Consider the following 18,041-nt stretch of genomic DNA (forward strand, 5'->3'; position numbering starts at 1 on the left):
ATCTTAAAATATAAATCGGAAACTCATTGCTGAATTAAAACACTCATACCATTTCTTAATTCTTGTCGTTCCTTTCTTCCTTTGCGCCTACCCTGCGGGAACTCCTCCGGCGAATGCGCCTTTGCGTGAGACAAAAACTTAAAAAGTCACCACACTGCGAATAGACTCCCCCCTGTGCATCAAATCAAAAGCATCATTAATCCTTTCAATCGGCATCACATGAGTAATCAAATCATCAATATTAATCTTACCATCCATATACCAATCGACAATTTTCGGCACATCTGTACGCCCTCTTGCACCGCCAAAAGCCGAACCTTTCCAAACCCTTCCAGTTACTAATTGAAACGGACGAGTGCTGATTTCTTTACCCGCACCAGCAACACCAATAATGACACTGACACCCCAACCTTTATGACAACATTCTAAAGCTTGACGCATGATATTGACATTACCAATACATTCAAAAGAATAATCAGCACCACCTTTAGTTAAATCCACCAAATAAGGAACTAAATCACCTGCAACTTCATGAGGATTAACAAAATGTGTCATCCCAAATTTTTCAGCCAAAGCTCGTTTACTGGGATTAATATCAACTCCCACAATCATATTTGCGCCCACCATTCGCGCCCCTTGGATGACATTTAAACCAATCCCACCCAACCCGAACACCACCACATTTGCACCAGGTTCTACCTTAGCTGTATAGATAACCGCACCTATACCCGTTGTCACACCACAACCAATATAACAAACCTTGTCAAAAGGGGCATCTTCCCGAATTTTGGCAACGGCAATTTCTGGTAATACTGTGTAATTAGCGAAGGTGGATGTACCCATGTAGTGATGAATCATTTCTCCACCAATACTAAAGCGACTAGTACCATTAGGCATGACCCCTCTTCCTTGGGTGGTGCGAATTGCTTGACAGAGATTAGTTTTAAAGCTTAAGCAATAATCACACTGACGACATTCAGGCGTGTATAAAGGAATGACATGATCTCCTGGTTTCACACTCTTGACACCAGACCCCACTTCTACAACTACACCAGCACCTTCATGTCCCAAAATTGCTGGAAATAAACCTTCAGGATCATCACCAGACAGGGTGAAAGCATCAGTATGACAAACCCCGCTGGCTTTAATCTCAATTAATACTTCTCCGGCTTGTGGTGCTGCTAATTGTACAGTTTCCATAGTTAGGGGTTTACCTGCGGTGTAAGCTACTGCTGCTTTGACTTCCAAGATTTATTTCTCCCTATTTGTGAGGATTTACGTAATTTTATCTCACGCAGAGGAGCAGAGTCACAGAGAGGAGATGAGTTTGGGAAGATTTTAGGGAATATTTTCAATAATTGCTTGTCAAGTGATTCTATGTATAGTACATTAGTACCTATTACAAGAGAAACCCCCCACCTCACAAGTGGGGCTTTATTATTTTTGGGAGTTTTGTAACTACCGGATTTTGTTAAAATCGCATTCACTGGTTTAGATTGGTTAAAGGCAGTAGCTGTTTTGGCAACTATAATAAATTTTGTCTTAGCTGCAACCAGCCAATAATTTATCCACATTTGCGATTAATCTAGTCTGTAACAAACCTATGAAACCTGCCCTTACTAAAATTGGCGCTCAAATGTCCAACTTAACTGGCGTGAGAGCGATTATGAAAGATATTAACGAAACCCTCAGAGCTAGTGCGGGGCAGGAATTATATAATTTGAGTGCGGGAAACCCGTTGATTTTACCAGAGGTAGAACAGTTATGGCGGGATTGCACGGCAGATTTATTAGCTAGTTCTGAGTATGGTGAAGTTGTTTGTCGTTATGGTTCTAGCCAGGGCTATGCACCATTAATTAATACAATTGTCAAGGATTTTAACCAGCGTTATGGGTTAAATTTAACAGATCGGAACGTTTTAATTACGGCTGGTAGTCAAACTATATACTTCTACGCTGCGAATGCTTTCGGTGGATATACTGTTGATGGCGATTTAAAAGAAATCGTTTTACCATTAAGTCCAGATTATACTGGTTATGGTGGTGTGTGTTTATTCCCAGAGGCTTTAGTTGCCTATAAACCTACTCTGGATATTGATACAGCGGCACACAGATTTAAATATCGTCCTGATTTTAACCAACTTTCGATTACAGAAAACACTGGTTGCGTGATTTTTTCCCGTCCTTGCAACCCTACAGGTAATGTTTTAACTAATGATGAGGTGAGCAAAATCACTGATTTAGCTGCACCTTATAACGTGCCTGTGTTGATAGACTCGGCTTATGCGCCACCTTTCCCAGCGTTGAATTTTACGGAGATGACACCTGTGTTTGGTGAGAATATTATACATTGCATGAGTTTATCGAAAGCAGGATTACCAGGGGAAAGAATTGGGATAGCGATTGGTGATGAAAGTCTAATTCAAGTTTTGGAATGTTTCCAAACAAATACTGGGATTCATTCTTCGAGATATGGTCAAGCGATCGCATCCCGTGCGATAGAATCAGGTGCATTAGCCCAAATTGCTGAAACCGTAATTCGTCCTTTCTATCAGAAAAAGTTTGATGTGTTAGAAAGCACTTTAGAAGCAGCGATGCCTAAAAATTTACCTTGGTTCTTACATCGTGGTGAAGGAGCAATTTTTGGTTGGTTGTGGTTGCAAGATTTACCCATGACTGACTGGGAATTTTACCAGGAATTAAAGAAAGTTGGTGTGATTGTTGTTCCTGGTAGTAGTTTCTTCCCTGGTTTGAAAGAGGAATGGGAACATAAACATCAATGTCTGCGAATCAGTTTGACTGGTAGTGATGAGGAAATTACTATCGGTATGCAGCGTTTAGCTAAGGTTGCTGAACGAGTTTATCAAGTTGCGGCTGTGAGTGTGTAAGAGAAATGAACCGCGAAGACGCATTTGCGAAGCGTTCCGCAGGAAAGAACGCGAAGAAAAGAAAGCAGGGGGGCAGGGTGCAGGGTGCAGGGGGGAAAGTTCCAAAATCTCCAATTCTTAAGCCCCAGTCCCCAGTCCCTAGTCCCCAGTCCCCAGCCCCCAACCTCGATGATTGGTTGGAGATTGGTAAAATTGTCTCACCTCAAGGTTTAGCTGGGGAGTTGCGGGTTTATCCTAATACCGACTTTCCTGAACGCTTTGAAGAACCGGGAACACGCTGGTTATTGCGTCCAGGTGATATGGAACCGCAACCAGTGGAATTATTAGATGGGAGATATGTTGATGGTAAGAATCTATATGTGATTAAATTGGAGGGAGTGAGCGATCGCACGGGTGCAGAAAATATGCGTGACTGTCGGTTATTTGTGCCGATAAGCGATCGTCCAGAACTAGACGAAGGTGAATATCATGTTTTAGACTTGATAGGGTTGCAAGTCTTCATGCAAGAATCTGGCCAATTTGTAGGAACAGTTGTAGATTTACTACCTTCAGGTCATGATTTATTAGAAGTTAAATTAGATCCTGCTTTTACAACTAATAACGAAGAACCAACAACGGAAAAAGAACAAAAAACAGTTTTGATTCCTTTTGTCATGGAAATTGTTCCTGTTGTAGATTTAGAAACCCGTCGAGTTGAAATCACTCCTCCCCCCGGTTTGTTGTCAATTAATGATTAAAACTATTTCATAAAATACTCTTGTGGGGTGGGTATCTTGCCCGCCCTAATCATACTGTTTAAATTTATGAAATGCTAAAATAGAGACAAAGTAAGCAATTAACTGATTAAAGTTATGGTTACTCAACCGCTACCTCTAACCCAATCAGAAATAATCTACCCAGACAGCGACGGACAACCAATGGCTAATAATACAGAACAATTTCGCTGGATATTAGTAATTCAGCAAAATTTAGATTGGTTGTTTGCAGATAATTCTAATGTATTTGTAGGTGGTGATTTATTTTGGTATCCCCTCGAAGGTAAAAATAATATTGTTAATGCACCAGATATATTTGTAGTATTTGGTAGACCAAAAAATAAACGCGGTTCTTATTTACAATGGAAAGAAGCAGGAATTGCACCCCAAGTAGTATTTGAAATTCTTTCTCCTAGTAATTCCCAAGACGAAATGGAGAGAAAGCTGATATTTTATGAACGTTATGAAGTAGAAGAATACTATATTTACAATCCTGAAAAAAATCAATTAAGAGGTTGGTTAAGGGGAGAAGATGGTTTAGATTTAATTCCTTCACTGGAAAATTGGGTAAGTCCTCGTTTAGGAATTCGTTTTGATTTATCTGGTAAAGAATTACAAATTTATCGTCCAGACGGAAATAAATTTTCTTCTTATGTAGAAATTTGCGAACTTCTAGCACAAACCGAAACAGCTTTAGCCGCAGAAAAAAGAAAAACCCAACTCTTAGCAGAAAAATTAACAGCGTTAGGTATCAATCCTGATGAATTAGTGTAAAATCGAGATCCTCACTTTCTTTAAGAAATCGGGGATTTGTATATAGCGTTTCCCACTAAGCGTGATATAAAAAATTACCCCTCCCCAACCCTCACCTTGGTAAGGGGAGGGTGCGCGACAGCGCGGGTGGGGTGTATTTCATAAGCTTAGGAATTGCTATATTAACTATTAATCATCATCCCATTCATCGGGATTAACGCCTAACTGACGCAACCTTTCTGCTAATTTTGCAGCTTTTCTTTTTGCTTCCGTCGCTTCCTCTGTTGGTTCAGGAATTAATTCTCCTTCCAGAGTAAACCACCTTAACCACAACTTAGAAATACCTCGGAATGAACCTTCCCACAGTCCTAAACTTAAACCCAATTCTGGCATTGGTAAAAGATTTGCAATCAAATTCATAGGTTCATAATGACCACCAACTAAATGAAATGCGCGGAGTTCATTGGTATAGCGACTAAAAACAATATAATAAGGAATTCGCAAAATGCGTTCATAAACTTCCCATTTTGTTGAAGGTTTATCTTTTTGACTTTCCTTATTACCTAAATCTTCATCTTCTGTTCCAGGAGATAATAATTCAACCACCACAAAAGGATTTACTTTTTCTTGCCAAGTGACATAACTTAAACGTAAATCTCTACCTTGAAATAATCTGGAAACTCCAACGACACCAAACCAATCTGGACGTTTATACCATAAAGGATGTTCAAGATCATAATAAAGATTCAAATCAGCAGCACTATAAACAAGTTCTGAAATCCAGTTTATAGGTTGAAAGGTTAGGTATAAAAGTAAAGGTTGTAAAAAATGAAATTCGTCTGGCAAACCGGGTTCCTCTGGATTTTCACTAGGTAAATCATACATTGTTGGTAGGTTTTCCCAAGGGGGAAGAGGAGGATCTGATTGAAAAATCAGGGGAGGAGAGAAAGTCATAAATAAATTAAATAAATTTTGCTGGCTTAAATCTATAGTCTAACAAATATTATGTTACACAAACAACAAGATCCTCGACCTCTTTAAAAAGTCCAGGATCTATATTGATAATTAATTTTTAAATTTCCGTTCCAAAAAAGCAATTATTTCTCCCCAAGCAGCGGTAGACGCAACAGCATCATAACGATAACCGTCATCTCTCATAAAAGTATGTTCCGCTTCATAAGAGAAAAGTTGATGAGGTATTTTGGCTGTTTCCAAAGCATTAACTATCGTTTGTCGGTCATTTTCAGGAATATGTGGATCTTGAGTTCCAAAAACCAACAACATTTCTCCTTTAATTTCCTCAAATCTGTCAATAGTGTCAGCTACTCCTTGACCTAATTTACCGCTAGGAACACCCGTAGGATAACAAGAGACACAAGCTTTAATTTCACTTGCAAAAGCAGCACGAAAAGCTAAATGTCCACCAATACAAAAACCCAAAGTTCCGATTTTATCGGCAATAACTGAATTGTCATTTTTGAGAAAATCAATCACAGCGCGAGTATCAGCATCATATTCAGAAATTAATGTGCGTCGTGCATCATCATTACCGCGCATTCTGCCAATATCATTAGGTTCAATTATAGAACCTACAGGTTCAATCCGGTGAAAAATCTCTGGTGCAGCGACAATATAACCAAATCCTGCTAAATAATTAACTAACCGAATTATGGCATCACCTAACTGATAAATATCACTGTAAAAAACAATTCCTGGATATTTGCCCTCTGGTTTAGGAGAAGCAAGATAAACCCGCATTAAACTATCATCAACTCTTAATTCAATATTGCGTTTAACGATTTGCATTTTTCGGTTTTTGGTAATGTATTAATTTGTAATTCTTCAGATTTGATAATAATCAGTAAATTTTTATGCCTCTTCCAGATTTCTTTAATAAATAGGGATATGTAAGTTATAATAAAGCGATTGCAGTTGTAGCCGCAGCAGCAAATTATCTCTCAGAAGCCTTTATTTAAATTACCTAAATCATGTTGAGAAAAATTTCTTTGTGTTTCTTGTGGCTAGGATTTATTTCCTATGCCTTTTTCTTTTCTCCTCCTGATAATTTTCCAGAGAGTTTAGAATTAATTAAAAATCTGTCTACAGGTAATTGGCAAGGTATTAATCCTATAATAATTGCCTTATTTAATATCATGGGTATTTGGCCTCTAATCTATAGTTCCGTATTATTTATAGATGGTAGAGGGCAGAAAATACGCGCTTGGCCGTTTGCTACAGCTTCATTTGCAGTTGGGGCTTTTGCACTTTTACCTTATTTAGCTTTAAGAGAACCAAATCAAGAGTTTATAGGTGTAAAAAATTTATTGATCAAAATATTTGACTCTCGCATAACTGGAATTTTATTAACTTTAAGTGCAGGTATTTTATTTATATATAGTTTCCAAGGAAACTGGAGCGATTTTATCCAACAATGGCAAATTAGCCGTTTTATTCATGTCATGAGTTTAGATTTTTGTATGTTGAGTTTATTATTTCCGGCTGTATTAGGAGATGATATGACGCGACGAGGCTGGAAAGATAATCAATTGTTTTGGTTGTTTGCTTTGATTCCTTTATTTGGGGCGTTGATTTATTTGTGTATGCGTCCATCTTTGAAATCAGAAGATGTAAAGTTAACGCCACGGTAATACTTACTGTGCAAGGGTTTCAGCTTCCTATTACCGTAAAATCTCAAATTTACCGTGCGATCGCCTGACAAAAACTTATCAATCATCTATATTCCCTCACTACCCCAAAATCACCTAAAATAAGCCAAGTGAGGCAAACATGAGGGAAAGGGTGTCACCAGGTTGCTGCTGTTTATAACCTAGAAGCACACAAAGCAGCACCAATTAATCCTACTTGTTGATTAACAATTATGTGAACAGGGATTTCTTCGAGGATGGAGCGCATTCTCCCTTTTTGGGTAAAATTTAACATAAAACTACCATCTTGCATTAAAGGCATGATTTTAGGGGCAATGCCACCAGCAATGTATAATCCACCGTGGGGTAAGAGTTTTAAAGCCAGATTTCCGGCTTCTGCACCGTAGGCTTCAACAAAAAGTTGCATGGTTTGTTCGGAAATGCGATCGCTTTTAGCTAAGGCTGCACTACCAATAGCCGCACCAGGATCAGCAGTTTTTTCTTGTTGTCCCGCTTCTTGTTCCCAATTTCTCACAACTTCAGCAATTTCTGGGGATTCTGTGGCTATCTTTCTATCTCGCAAAAACTGATAAATCGAAGTAATCCCCAACCCGGAAACTACTCTTTCGGCAGAAACCCGTTGAATATCATGTTTATCCAACAGATATTTTAAAAGTTGAAATTCTAATTCATTCCGGGGTGCAAAATCTGCGTGTCCACCTTCGGAGGGAAAAACCTGATACTGATTTCCCTGTTTAATTAAAAATCCTTGTCCTAACCCAGTTCCCGCACCAATAACCGCCATAGGTGCTTCTGGTTGATGTTTACCAGCTTGCAAAGTCAGCAAATCTTGTTTAGTTAAACCAAAAATGCCATAACCTACTGCGGCAAAGTCATTAATGAGAATGATGGAAAGTATTCCTAACTCTTGGGCTAAACGTTCTGTATCTAAAAACCAGGCTAAATTAGTTAGTTTAGCAGTATTTTTTACCACTGGGCCAGCGATCGCAAAACAGGCTTTTTCTGGTGTTGAGGATTTAGCTGCTGCCAAAAATTGCTGTACCATCGGCACTAAATCGGGAAAATCTCCACTGCGGTAACTCTGTTCATACAGGGTATTTAACGCTGGTGAGTTTGAGGATTCCACCAATCGCAAAATTGTTTTCGTCCCGCCGATGTCTCCTGCTAGTAGCAATGTCATAAAAAATATCAGTCAGTTAGTTTTTTTGCTGAGTATCAAGTTGCTATTAATTTAAAATCCCTAGTTTAGAGATTTAAATAAATCGGACTACTTCCTCTATTTTGCTTAAATGGGAAGTATCTCCCTTTAGTTCTAGCAACCATTCTGATTCTTGACGCACTACTTTAACTAAAGAACATAAAGTCGCTTTTACTTCTGTTTTGGCAATTTCTCCTACTAATCCCATAGCTGCACCCAGTACCGAAGCACCATGGGCTACCAGTAGAATATCATTTGGATAGAACTCAGATGCTAAACATCTTGCTGTTTGTCCAGAACGTTCCCGCACTTTTTCATGGGTTTCGGGATATTGTGCCGCAATGCGCGACGTGTAACTGGTGTCAATTCTGGGGAATAATGCGGCTAAAGCCAGAGTTGAGAGTCTTTCTGGTTCTTCAGTCATCCATTCTGGATTCAGCCACTCACTTAAGCCTGTTTCCAGTTTAATCGGTAAATCTAGTTTTTCTGCGATCGCATTAGCTGTTTGCACTGTTCGCAGAAATGGAGAAGCAAATATCTGGGATATTTTTTCACCTTTGAGTCGTTTTGCTAACTGTTCTGCCTGTACCATGCCATCATCTGATAAAGGCGGATCATAGCGTTTCTCGGCCGTGAGAAACCAATCAGGGTTGACAAAATCAATTCGGTTGGCGTGTCGTGCTATCCAGATTATTTGACTCATGGGTGACAATAATTTTACAGTTGTACGCAGATAGACACCCAAAACACGGGTGCAAATCTCAATATAGGACATAATTGTAATATTTCGTAATAATTAAGATTATTTTGCATTATTTTTGGGATATAGCGGTAGGTATTTGAATGAGTTACATCATAGCCCCCTCATCGCTTGCGGGGAGGGGTTCTTGTATTTCATTCAACCGATAACCGCTATATTTTTTATTTGTAAGTCCCTTGTATCAATTAGATATAGCAATTCCCAAGCTCATGAAATACACCCCACCCGCGCTGTCGCGCACCCTCCCCTTACCAAGGGGAGGGTTGGGGAGGGGTAATTTTGCATCTAACTAGAGTGGGAAAGGCTATAAAGTCAGTAAATTACAAAACCTGTAGGGGTGGGGAAATTCCACCCTCGATTTTACCTAACATTTCTCACCAAAAAATTAGCTTGTCCACAACTTCTCCGAGAACGTCTCAAAATCTCTTCGCTACAAATTCCAGGTTTACCATCTTTAGAATAGCAAAAGAAAACTTCTTGCAAAAACCTACCTGAATCAGAACAATAAGGTGCTACTCCATTAGCAGTAAATTTATTCTTATTAGCACTCACAAAGGCAATTTTTAAATCTTGAACTGTAGTACGAAAAGGTTTGTCAGGACGATTATAAGCTGTAGGAATGGCAAGAGAATATTTTAACTTTTTAGATAAATTTAAATATTCTAAAGGTTTTTGACCTGAACAAGTTCCATGTTTTTCCCATTCATGCTCAAAAAGTCTTTCATTAGGAAACAAACCTCTAAACTTTTGCTTAACTAATGGGGGTAATTTTTCAGTTGAACAGTTAGCAGGATAACCTTTTTGGTACTGTGGCCAAAGACCATGCAAGACAAAACCATACTTCTTCCCTGGGTTGCACTGTTGTGGATCACGACTACCATTTTTAGCGCAATAATCAGGAGACCAAGATAAAGCTAGTACATAAAAATCAAATTTACCTGGAGTACCACGATTTTGTGCAAGCGCACTATTAGGTAAAGTCAGACTAGTTATTAAGATAGAAGATGCAATCACCAGTTTATTTATCTGCATATTAATAACCATTTCTCTCTGTTGTAAAAGTGTTATTAATTACATTACAGCATTTTGTAAGGAAAAAAAGACATATAGTTAAAATTGATTATTCTTGGATGATATCAGCATTTGTTATCCAATTATGGCAGCATCAGCCAATATCAGTATTTTGTTCCACCACCCAATTAAAAGCATAAAAATTGGACTTAATTATACAAATCGGGGAAACTTATATTTGTACAAATTCCCGACCCTGCTGAAGATAAATAAGCAATATGTGCCAAAAAAACTTACGATGATTCTCATAAGCCATCTCTAGTGATAATTTTTATGAGTTACTATATCGCTCCCAGCTTTCTTGATAAACTTGCTGTTCACATTACCAAAAATTTCTTACATCTTCCTGGTGTGCGAGTTCCCTTAATTTTAGGCATTCACGGACGCAAAGGAGAGGGAAAGACTTTCCAGTGTGAGTTAGCCTTTGAAAAAATGGGGATTGAGGTGACGCTGATATCTGGAGGAGAATTGGAAAGTCCAGATGCAGGAGATCCAGCACGGTTAATTCGTCTGCGTTATCGAGAAACAGCAGAATTAATCAAAGTACGTGGAAAAATGTGTGTATTGATGATTAATGATTTAGATGCAGGTGCTGGACGTTTTGACGAAGGTACTCAATATACCGTTAATACGCAGTTAGTAAATGCCACACTGATGAATATTGCTGATAATCCCACAGATGTGCAGTTGCCTGGAAGTTATGATTCAACTCCTTTGCATCGTGTACCGATTATTGTCACAGGTAATGACTTTAGCACCCTTTATGCTCCATTAATTCGTGATGGACGAATGGAGAAATTCTACTGGGAACCCAACCGTGATGACAAAGTAGGGATAGTGGGGGGAATTTTTGCACCTGATGGATTTTCGCAGCGGGAAATTGAAGAGTTAGTTGATACTTTTGCAAATCAAGCCATTGATTTTTTTAGTTCTTTGCGATCGCGCATTTATGATCAACAAATTCGCAATTTTATTCATCAAGTTGGTTTTGAGCAAATATCCAAGCGGGTGGTTAACAGTTTGGAAGGGCCACCTGAGTTTAAAAAGCCTAATTTCAACCTATCGCATTTAATCGAGTCCGGTAAATTGATGGTAGGTGAACAAAAACGAGTCGAAACTTCTCATTTGGTTGATGAATATAATCGTTTAAACCGAGGTAAAGCTTCTCAACCAGGGTCAAATTTCACAGAAACACCTCCTATTCAACCACCAATTCCCCAAGCAGCAACATCAATCACCCATTTAACCTTAGACACACAAGCACAAGTCCGTCAAATTTTAGCCCAGGGCTATAAAATTGGCATTGAACACGTAGATGAACGCCGCTTTCGCACTGGTTCTTGGCAAAGTTGTGGTAATGTTCAGATTGATGCTGAATCAGATGCTATTTCTACTTTAGAATCTTGTTTAACTGAATACAGTGGTGAATATGTGCGCTTAGTAGGAGTTGATCCCAAGGTGAAGCGACGAGTAGTGGAAACTATTATTCAGCGTCCTCATGGTAAAGTTGAAAATTAAACCTCATCCTTTTTGAGAACCTAAGTGTAGACTTTAAATGGTGATTAAAAATCATCAACGTAGAATATTGCTGTCATATTAAATCACATAGACAGCAGTATAGATTCATTTAAGTAAACTTGTAGCTGTAGTCACTAAATGCTAGAACAGTGTTTGTTACTCAAAGCCTTACAAAAAATAACTTTATACTCAGCACTGGCTAAATGCCCCGCTACCGCTCACAGGAATCAGCACTCTGCTATAGTTACTGGGGAAAGCGATAACAAGGATGTATAATTAGCCCGTCTCCTCTATAAAAAAGAACATCTTGAGTAATAGCCTGCTTGACAATTTCTTTTACCTTGATAAGGGGCATATGTGGCAAGAAGAAAAAAAAGATAGTGTAATCATTCGTCTGGCGTTATCGCTGGCTTTAGCTACCACCCCACTGACAGCAAATCTATTGGTGTCAGCACCTGTATCGGCAGAATCAGCACCTGATGTTACCACTTTCCCTCAACCGCAAACAGTAGAGAATGGAACCATAGTACGGATTGATGGTTCTATAAACTTGGCGATGATCAACCAAAGCCTGAAAGATAACTTTGAAAAACAGTTTTCTGGTACGCAGGTAGAATTGGGAGTCAATGGTACTGATGCTGCACTCAAAGCTTTACTAGATGGTAAAATTGATATAGCTGCGATCGCACGCGGACTAACCCCAGAAGAAAAACTGCAAGGTTTAGAGCAAGTGCGTTTACGCCGAGAAAAAATTGCAATTATAGTTGGTGCAAACAATCCCTTTCAAGGAAGTTTGACTAGTGAACAATTCGCCAAAATTTTCCGGGGAGAAATTACTGACTGGTCAGAACTAGGAGGGAAATCTGGTAAAATTCGGTTTATTGATCATCCCTCAACGAGTGATACTCGTAATTCCTTTCGTGACTATCCAGTTTTTAAATCCGGCGAATTTTCCACGGGTACTAATGCTATCCAAGTAAGCGAAGATAAAGCTGCCCAAATTATTAAACAATTGGGTACAGATGGCATCAGTTATGTGATAGCTAATCAAGTTTCACAATTGCAAGATGTGCGAACTTTAAAAGTACAGGAAATCTCACCAGATAGTTCTAAATATCCCTTTTCCCAGCCTTTAGTATATGTTTACAAGCAAAATCCCAGTCCAGGGGTAGCCAGCTTTCTCGGCTTTACCAATGCACCTGTAGGTCAAAAAACAATAGATGCAGCTAGAGATGCAGAAGCATCTGCGATCGCAGCTAGTGCATTACAAATGTTGACAACAGAAACTCCTACAACTGTCACACCAGAGGCTACACCTGCACCCACTACTCTACCTACTACAGCTAATGCAGGTAACGAGCAGCAGTTTGTGAATCCGGTGGAAAATAATCCTGTTGGTGACAGAAATGTAATCTTTTTGATGCTGTTATTATTGCTGCCAGTTATTGGTTTAGGAGGCTTTTTAGCCTGGTGGTTACGAGGAAGAAAGCAATCAAAAGATAGCTTGGAAACATCAACTTCCAGCACAACTATTCCACCAACCACATCGGCAGAATACACCATTATTCCCCCTATCAATAATACCGCCAGCACTAATGGCAAATCTCACCTGGCTCAAAATACGACCACAATCATATCGAATACAGAAGAAAATTTTACTGAAGCAGAAACTTTTATAGGTAGTCTAGCAACCCTAACTGCAAAAGAAACAAATACTACAGCAGGTAATACAAATAACCTTGATACCTTGGCTGAAACAATAGCTCTTGACTGTGGCGAAGTAGTATGGGATACAGAAGCGCCTGTAGCAGTTGTTAATACTCCTTATCCCTCAGTCCCCAATTTTCCAGAAATACCATTCGATATAGAACTACCAACAGATGAATTCACTGGTTCTTTATCAGAATTGCTCAATGAACCAGCCTTACTATCTCATCAAGAGTCCAGCACCTCACTGTCAGAATTACTTGATGAACCAGAATCAACTTCTAATCAAAATGGCACAACTTTATTCTCAGAAGTCATAGATTCATCTGATACTGAATCCAGCACCTCACTATCAGAATTACTTGATGTCCTAGTAAATTCACCCAATGCTGAGTCTAACACTTCGCTCTTAAATTCATTGTCTACCACAGCAGGTAAATCAAATAAAGAGTTTAGTACTTCACTGTCAGAATTGCTAGGTTTACTACCAGCAGAATTAGAGCTAGAACCAGTAACAGAGGAGTCCACACATTCAGAACTTGAGTTATCAGATGAGTTAGGTGATATCTTCAATATTTTAGCAGATGAGGCTGAAATCAAGGCTAATGTGTCAGCAGAAGTATCTTCAGGTTTATCTATTCCATCTCATCTCCCTCAACTCACAACTGAACAGTCCGCCTTGAATACAAGCGCAGAGATAGAAGACCTAGCTAGTACTGATAGTATTCAAGACTATGCTTCATCAGATTTACAAGAGCAAACTAACATCCCAGAAACTGCTAGTTTGTTAGAAGATTTACAAGAGCAAACTAACTTCCTAGAAACTCCTAGTTTGTCAGATATCAATGAAAACAGTAGTATTGTTTTCACACCTCGTACTCCCAAGTGGGCTTATGTTTCTTGGTATGTTTCTGAGTCTCAACAAGAAGTACTGCGGAAAAAAGGAGCTACTCTCTTGGCAGTCCGACTTTATGATACTACTGGTATTGATCTAAGTTATCAAATTCCCCAACTAGTGCAGCAGTATGAATGCGAAGAAGCAACCCATGATTGTTATGTAGCTATTCCCATCAGCAATCGTGACTACATAACTGAAATTGGTTACGTCACCAATAATACTTGGTTGTGTCTAGCTCGTTCTGGAACTGTTCGTATTTTTCAGCGCCCTAGCGCCGATTTCTGGTTTGTAGCAGATACTGAGCTAGTTATTCATGGAGCAACGGAACCAGGTGCAACAGTGACTATTGATGGTCATATCATTAAACCTCAATCTGATGGTACTTTCCAGTTTCGTGTTCCCTTCTCAGATCGCTTACTTAACTATCTGTTAACTGCAACTTCTATTAATGGAGAACAGACTAGAACTATCCATAAGAAATTTTCCCAGGAAAGTTCAGAAAGTTAAATTTTAGGAGTGATTACAGCAAATAATAATCACTCCTCATCTATAGTCGGATTTGAATTGATACGAATTTTGTCTATCTTCACCGCCTAACTATCACTTGATTCTCATACTCAAATCCAACCACCTTGACTGAGTAATTGGCGCACTAGTAGAAATGTAATCAACACCAGTTTCAGCGACAGTGCGAATAGTTTCCAAAGTCACATTCCCAGAAGCTTCAATTTTTACGCGGTTATCCTGGCTGCGAATTAACTGCACCGCTTCCAATATCATATTTAAAGGCATATTATCCAACATAATTATGTCAGCTTTGTGCTGCAAAGCTTCTTGTACTTGCCCTAAATTTTCCGTCTCGACTTCAATTGTCAGAGGATAAGGAATCCGGGAACGAATTTGAATCACTGCTTCCCCAATACCTCCAACCGCAGCAATGTGATTATCCTTAATCATCACTGCATCATCTAATCCCATCCGATGATTAGTCCCACCTCCCACGACAGTTGCGTACTTTTCCAAGAGTCTCAAGCCTGGAGTTGTTTTGCGCGTATCCACCAACTGAACTGGTAAATCTGCTATTTTTTCCACATATATATTAGTAAGAGTTGCAATTCCACTCAACCTCATCGCTAAATTCAGCGCCACCCTTTCCCCCATAAGTAACGCATCCAGGGAACCGTTAATTTGGGCTATCATCTGTCCTGGTTCACATTTTGCTCCTTCAGGAACAAGACCTACAAAGCTCACTTGATCATTCAAAAGCTGGAACACCCTGGACGCAATTGGTAAACCAGCAATAATTCCCGGCGCTTTCGCTATCCACTGAGCTTGTCCTGGCGTTGCATTTTCAGATAAAAGAGATTCAGTTGTGCGATCGCCTCTACCAATATCTTCTAATAACCAACCATGTAACAGCGGATCTAACACTAGCCAAGGCGGCAAAACACCCACATTATTCACAACTTCATTATTTATGCTTGACTTCAAATTAAAACTATAGCCTAAAATCCATATTCCATAGGGATTTTAGCTGAATAGAAAAAAGCCCAAAAGATTTTTTGCCAAAGTAGTTGACAAACTAAAGAAGGTTCGATATATTGAATAAGTGCCAAAGAGAGAGCCGCGAGAGAGCGGGACTCGGAGGGACACCGAACCTTGAAAATATTATAGTTTGAAAGCCAGTATACAACAAGAGATTGTGTCAGTAAAGAAAATAACCTGACCGTGGTTGTAAAACGGTCGAAAGAGCTTAAGAAGAACGAACCAAAATGGAGAGTTTGATCCTGGCTCAGGATGAACGCTGGCGGTATGCTTAACACATGCAAGTCGAACGGAATCCTTAGGGATTTAGTGGCGGACGGGTGAGTAACGCGTGAGAATCTGGCTTCAGGTCGGGGACAACAGTTGGAAACGACTGCTAATACCGGATATGCCGAGAGGTGAAAGATTAATTGCCTGGAGATGAGCTCGCGTCTGATTAGCTAGTTGGTGGGGTAAGAGCCTACCAAGGCGACGATCAGTAGCTGGTCTGAGAGGATGATCAGCCACACTGGGACTGAGACACGCCCAGACTCCTACGGGAGGCAGCAGTGGGGAATTTTCCGCAATGGGCGAAAGCCTGACGGAGCAATACCGCGTGAGGGAGGAAGGCTCTTGGGTCGTAAACCTCTTTTCTCAGGGAAGAAAAAAATGACGGTACCTGAGGAATAAGCATCGGCTAACTCCGTGCCAGCAGCCGCGGTAATACGGAGGATGCAAGCGTTATCCGGAATGATTGGGCGTAAAGCGTCCGCAGGTGGCCATGTAAGTCTGCTGTTAAAGAGTCATGCTTAACATGATAAAAGCAGTGGAAACTACAGAGCTAGAGTACGTTCGGGGCAGAGGGAATTCCTGGTGTAGCGGTGAAATGCGTAGATATCAGGAAGAACACCGGTGGGCGAAAGCGCTCTGCTAGGCCGTAACTGACACTGAGGGACGAAAGCTAGGGGAGCGAATGGGATTAGATACCCCAGTAGTCCTAGCCGTAAACGATGGATACTAGGCGTGGCTTGTATCGACCCGAGCCGTGCCGTAGCTAACGCGTTAAGTATCCCGCCTGGGGAGTACGCACGCAAGTGTGAAACTCAAAGGAATTGACGGGGGCCCGCACAAGCGGTGGAGTATGTGGTTTAATTCGATGCAACGCGAAGAACCTTACCAAGGCTTGACATGTCGCGAATCTTTCTGAAAGGAGAGAGTGCCTTCGGGAGCGCGAACACAGGTGGTGCATGGCTGTCGTCAGCTCGTGTCGTGAGATGTTGGGTTAAGTCCCGCAACGAGCGCAACCCTCGTTTTTAGTTGCCAGCATTAAGTTGGGCACTCTAGAGAGACTGCCGGTGACAAACCGGAGGAAGGTGAGGATGACGTCAAGTCAGCATGCCCCTTACGTCTTGGGCTACACACGTACTACAATGCTACGGACAAAGGGCAGCTACACAGCGATGTGATGCTAATCTCATAAACCGTAGCTCAGTTCAGATCGCAGGCTGCAACTCGCCTGCGTGAAGGAGGAATCGCTAGTAATTGCAGGTCAGCATACTGCAGTGAATTCGTTCCCGGGCCTTGTACACACCGCCCGTCACACCATGGAAGTTGGTCACGCCCGAAGTCATTACCCCAACCGAAAGGAGGGGGATGCCTAAGGTAGGACTGGTGACTGGGGTGAAGTCGTAACAAGGTAGCCGTACCGGAAGGTGTGGCTGGATCACCTCCTTTTTAGGGAGACCTAATCCATTGAGAAATCGAAAACAATCAGTAATTAGATTCTTAATTGGTCTATCCTAGGTCGGTCACAATCATTGAAGTATGGCTTTCAAACTATGATTTGGTTCATTAAGGGCTATTAGCTCAGGTGGTTAGAGCGCACCCCTGATAAGGGTGAGGTCCCTGGTTCGAGTCCAGGATGGCCCACCTGAAGATAATTAGTAATTACTAATTTTTAATTTGTAATCAAAAAATTATGAATTAGGAAATAAAGGATTACAAATTATTGGATGGGGGTTTAGCTCAGTTGGTAGAGCGCCTGCTTTGCAAGCAGGATGTCAGCGGTTCGAGTCCGCTAACCTCCACATTGGAAAAGAGACAGCAACTGACTATTTGTCAGACTGCTGGATTAAAACCAGCCAGAACCTTGAAAACTGCATAGTAACGCGAATTAGCAGGCAGACGAAACTGAGTACTGAGGAAAGAGTACCGAGCAAAGAGTTTTTCACTCATTGTAGAGTAGGAAAGAAACAGGAAAGCAGAAAAGTTTGCGAGTCGAAAAAATGTAATGAAGTGGTCAAG

Annotated in this window: 14 protein-coding genes, 2 tRNA genes and 2 rRNA genes (1 of these 18 only partly in view); 10 read left to right on the forward strand and 8 right to left on the reverse strand. The window is 40.4% G+C overall.

Going from position 1 to position 18,041, the window contains the following annotated elements:
* Window positions 1-138: 138 nt before the first annotated feature.
* Entirely contained in the window at window positions 139-1,248 is a 1,110-nt protein-coding gene (locus ACOWPH_RS01320; RefSeq protein ID WP_015213625.1) for an S-(hydroxymethyl)glutathione dehydrogenase/class III alcohol dehydrogenase, read from the reverse strand.
* Window positions 1,227-1,574: a hypothetical protein gene (locus ACOWPH_RS01325; RefSeq protein WP_042464726.1), complete on the reverse strand. Its 348-nt coding sequence runs from the start codon at window positions 1,572-1,574 to the stop codon at window positions 1,227-1,229. The genes ACOWPH_RS01320 and ACOWPH_RS01325 overlap by 22 nt, the downstream gene beginning before the upstream one ends.
* 29 nt (window positions 1,575-1,603) lie before the next feature.
* Between ACOWPH_RS01325 and ACOWPH_RS01330 the strand changes: the two genes are divergently transcribed.
* The 3 genes from ACOWPH_RS01330 to ACOWPH_RS01340 all read left to right on the forward strand — a co-directional run bounded on the left by ACOWPH_RS01330 (window position 1,604) and on the right by ACOWPH_RS01340 (window position 4,416).
* The gene (locus ACOWPH_RS01330; RefSeq protein ID WP_015213626.1) at window positions 1,604-2,887 is read left to right on the forward strand and encodes a valine--pyruvate transaminase; all 1,284 of its coding nucleotides are present in this window, start codon (window positions 1,604-1,606) and stop codon (window positions 2,885-2,887) included.
* Between the two features lie 5 nt (window positions 2,888-2,892).
* Complete coding sequence (rimM, locus tag ACOWPH_RS01335) at window positions 2,893-3,624, forward strand: ribosome maturation factor RimM (protein ID WP_015213627.1); 732 nt, start codon at window positions 2,893-2,895, stop codon at window positions 3,622-3,624.
* Between the two features lie 114 nt (window positions 3,625-3,738).
* The gene (locus ACOWPH_RS01340; RefSeq protein ID WP_015213628.1) at window positions 3,739-4,416 is read left to right on the forward strand and encodes a Uma2 family endonuclease; all 678 of its coding nucleotides are present in this window, start codon (window positions 3,739-3,741) and stop codon (window positions 4,414-4,416) included.
* Between the two features lie 168 nt (window positions 4,417-4,584).
* Here the strand turns inward: ACOWPH_RS01340 and ACOWPH_RS01345 are convergent, their stop codons facing one another.
* Both ACOWPH_RS01345 and ACOWPH_RS01350 read right to left on the reverse strand, forming a co-directional pair.
* The gene (locus tag ACOWPH_RS01345) at window positions 4,585-5,349 is read right to left on the reverse strand and encodes a Uma2 family endonuclease (RefSeq protein ID WP_015213629.1); all 765 of its coding nucleotides are present in this window, start codon (window positions 5,347-5,349) and stop codon (window positions 4,585-4,587) included.
* Between the two features lie 111 nt (window positions 5,350-5,460).
* Window positions 5,461-6,201 carry a dienelactone hydrolase family protein gene (locus tag ACOWPH_RS01350; protein WP_015213630.1) on the reverse strand — a complete coding sequence of 247 codons (741 nt, stop codon included), beginning with the start codon at window positions 6,199-6,201 and terminating at the stop codon, window positions 5,461-5,463.
* 182 nt (window positions 6,202-6,383) lie between these two features.
* Here ACOWPH_RS01350 and ACOWPH_RS01355 point away from each other — a divergent pair, with 182 nt between their 5' ends.
* Complete coding sequence (locus ACOWPH_RS01355; RefSeq protein ID WP_015213631.1) at window positions 6,384-7,043, forward strand: hypothetical protein; 660 nt, start codon at window positions 6,384-6,386, stop codon at window positions 7,041-7,043.
* Window positions 7,044-7,215: 172 nt separating this feature from the next.
* On the opposite strand, the gene ACOWPH_RS01360 is transcribed toward ACOWPH_RS01355, so the two are convergent.
* The 3 genes from ACOWPH_RS01360 to ACOWPH_RS01370 form a co-directional block, all read right to left on the reverse strand.
* On the reverse strand, window positions 7,216-8,241 hold the full coding sequence (locus tag ACOWPH_RS01360) for a glucokinase (RefSeq protein WP_015213632.1): 1,026 nt from the start codon (window positions 8,239-8,241) through the stop codon (window positions 7,216-7,218).
* 73 nt (window positions 8,242-8,314) lie between these two features.
* Window positions 8,315-8,962 carry a histidine phosphatase family protein gene (locus tag ACOWPH_RS01365; protein ID WP_042465834.1) on the reverse strand — a complete coding sequence of 216 codons (648 nt, stop codon included), beginning with the start codon at window positions 8,960-8,962 and terminating at the stop codon, window positions 8,315-8,317.
* A gap of 417 nt (window positions 8,963-9,379) precedes the next feature.
* Window positions 9,380-10,051 carry a ribonuclease T2 family protein gene (locus ACOWPH_RS01370; protein ID WP_052334546.1) on the reverse strand — a complete coding sequence of 224 codons (672 nt, stop codon included), beginning with the start codon at window positions 10,049-10,051 and terminating at the stop codon, window positions 9,380-9,382.
* A gap of 312 nt (window positions 10,052-10,363) precedes the next feature.
* On the opposite strand from ACOWPH_RS01370, the gene ACOWPH_RS01375 reads away from it, so the two are divergent.
* The gene (locus ACOWPH_RS01375) at window positions 10,364-11,608 is read left to right on the forward strand and encodes a ribulose bisphosphate carboxylase small subunit (protein ID WP_015213635.1); all 1,245 of its coding nucleotides are present in this window, start codon (window positions 10,364-10,366) and stop codon (window positions 11,606-11,608) included.
* Window positions 11,609-11,963: 355 nt separating this feature from the next.
* Window positions 11,964-14,720: a substrate-binding domain-containing protein gene (locus ACOWPH_RS01380; protein WP_015213636.1), complete on the forward strand. Its 2,757-nt coding sequence runs from the start codon at window positions 11,964-11,966 to the stop codon at window positions 14,718-14,720.
* Window positions 14,721-14,813: 93 nt separating this feature from the next.
* Here ACOWPH_RS01380 and nadC read toward each other — a convergent pair whose 3' ends face one another.
* Entirely contained in the window at window positions 14,814-15,677 is an 864-nt protein-coding gene (gene nadC, locus ACOWPH_RS01385) for a carboxylating nicotinate-nucleotide diphosphorylase (protein WP_015213637.1), read from the reverse strand.
* Between the two features lie 305 nt (window positions 15,678-15,982).
* Here nadC and ACOWPH_RS01390 point away from each other — a divergent pair.
* From ACOWPH_RS01390 to ACOWPH_RS01405, 4 genes are all read left to right on the forward strand, one after another.
* Window positions 15,983-17,471: ribosomal RNA gene (locus tag ACOWPH_RS01390) — 16S ribosomal RNA — on the forward strand.
* A gap of 121 nt (window positions 17,472-17,592) precedes the next feature.
* A tRNA-Ile gene (locus ACOWPH_RS01395) sits at window positions 17,593-17,666 on the forward strand.
* A gap of 85 nt (window positions 17,667-17,751) precedes the next feature.
* Window positions 17,752-17,824, forward strand: a tRNA-Ala gene (locus ACOWPH_RS01400).
* A 210-nt stretch (window positions 17,825-18,034) separates the two neighbouring features.
* Window positions 18,035-18,041 (forward strand): 23S ribosomal RNA (locus ACOWPH_RS01405) (it continues 2,819 nt past the right edge of the window).
* Together the 16S and 23S rRNA genes with 2 tRNA genes alongside form the textbook arrangement of a ribosomal RNA operon.

This window comes from Anabaena sp. PCC 7938 (genome assembly GCF_049315035.1).
Classification (GTDB): Bacteria; Cyanobacteriota; Cyanobacteriia; order Cyanobacteriales; family Nostocaceae; genus Anabaena; species Anabaena cylindrica.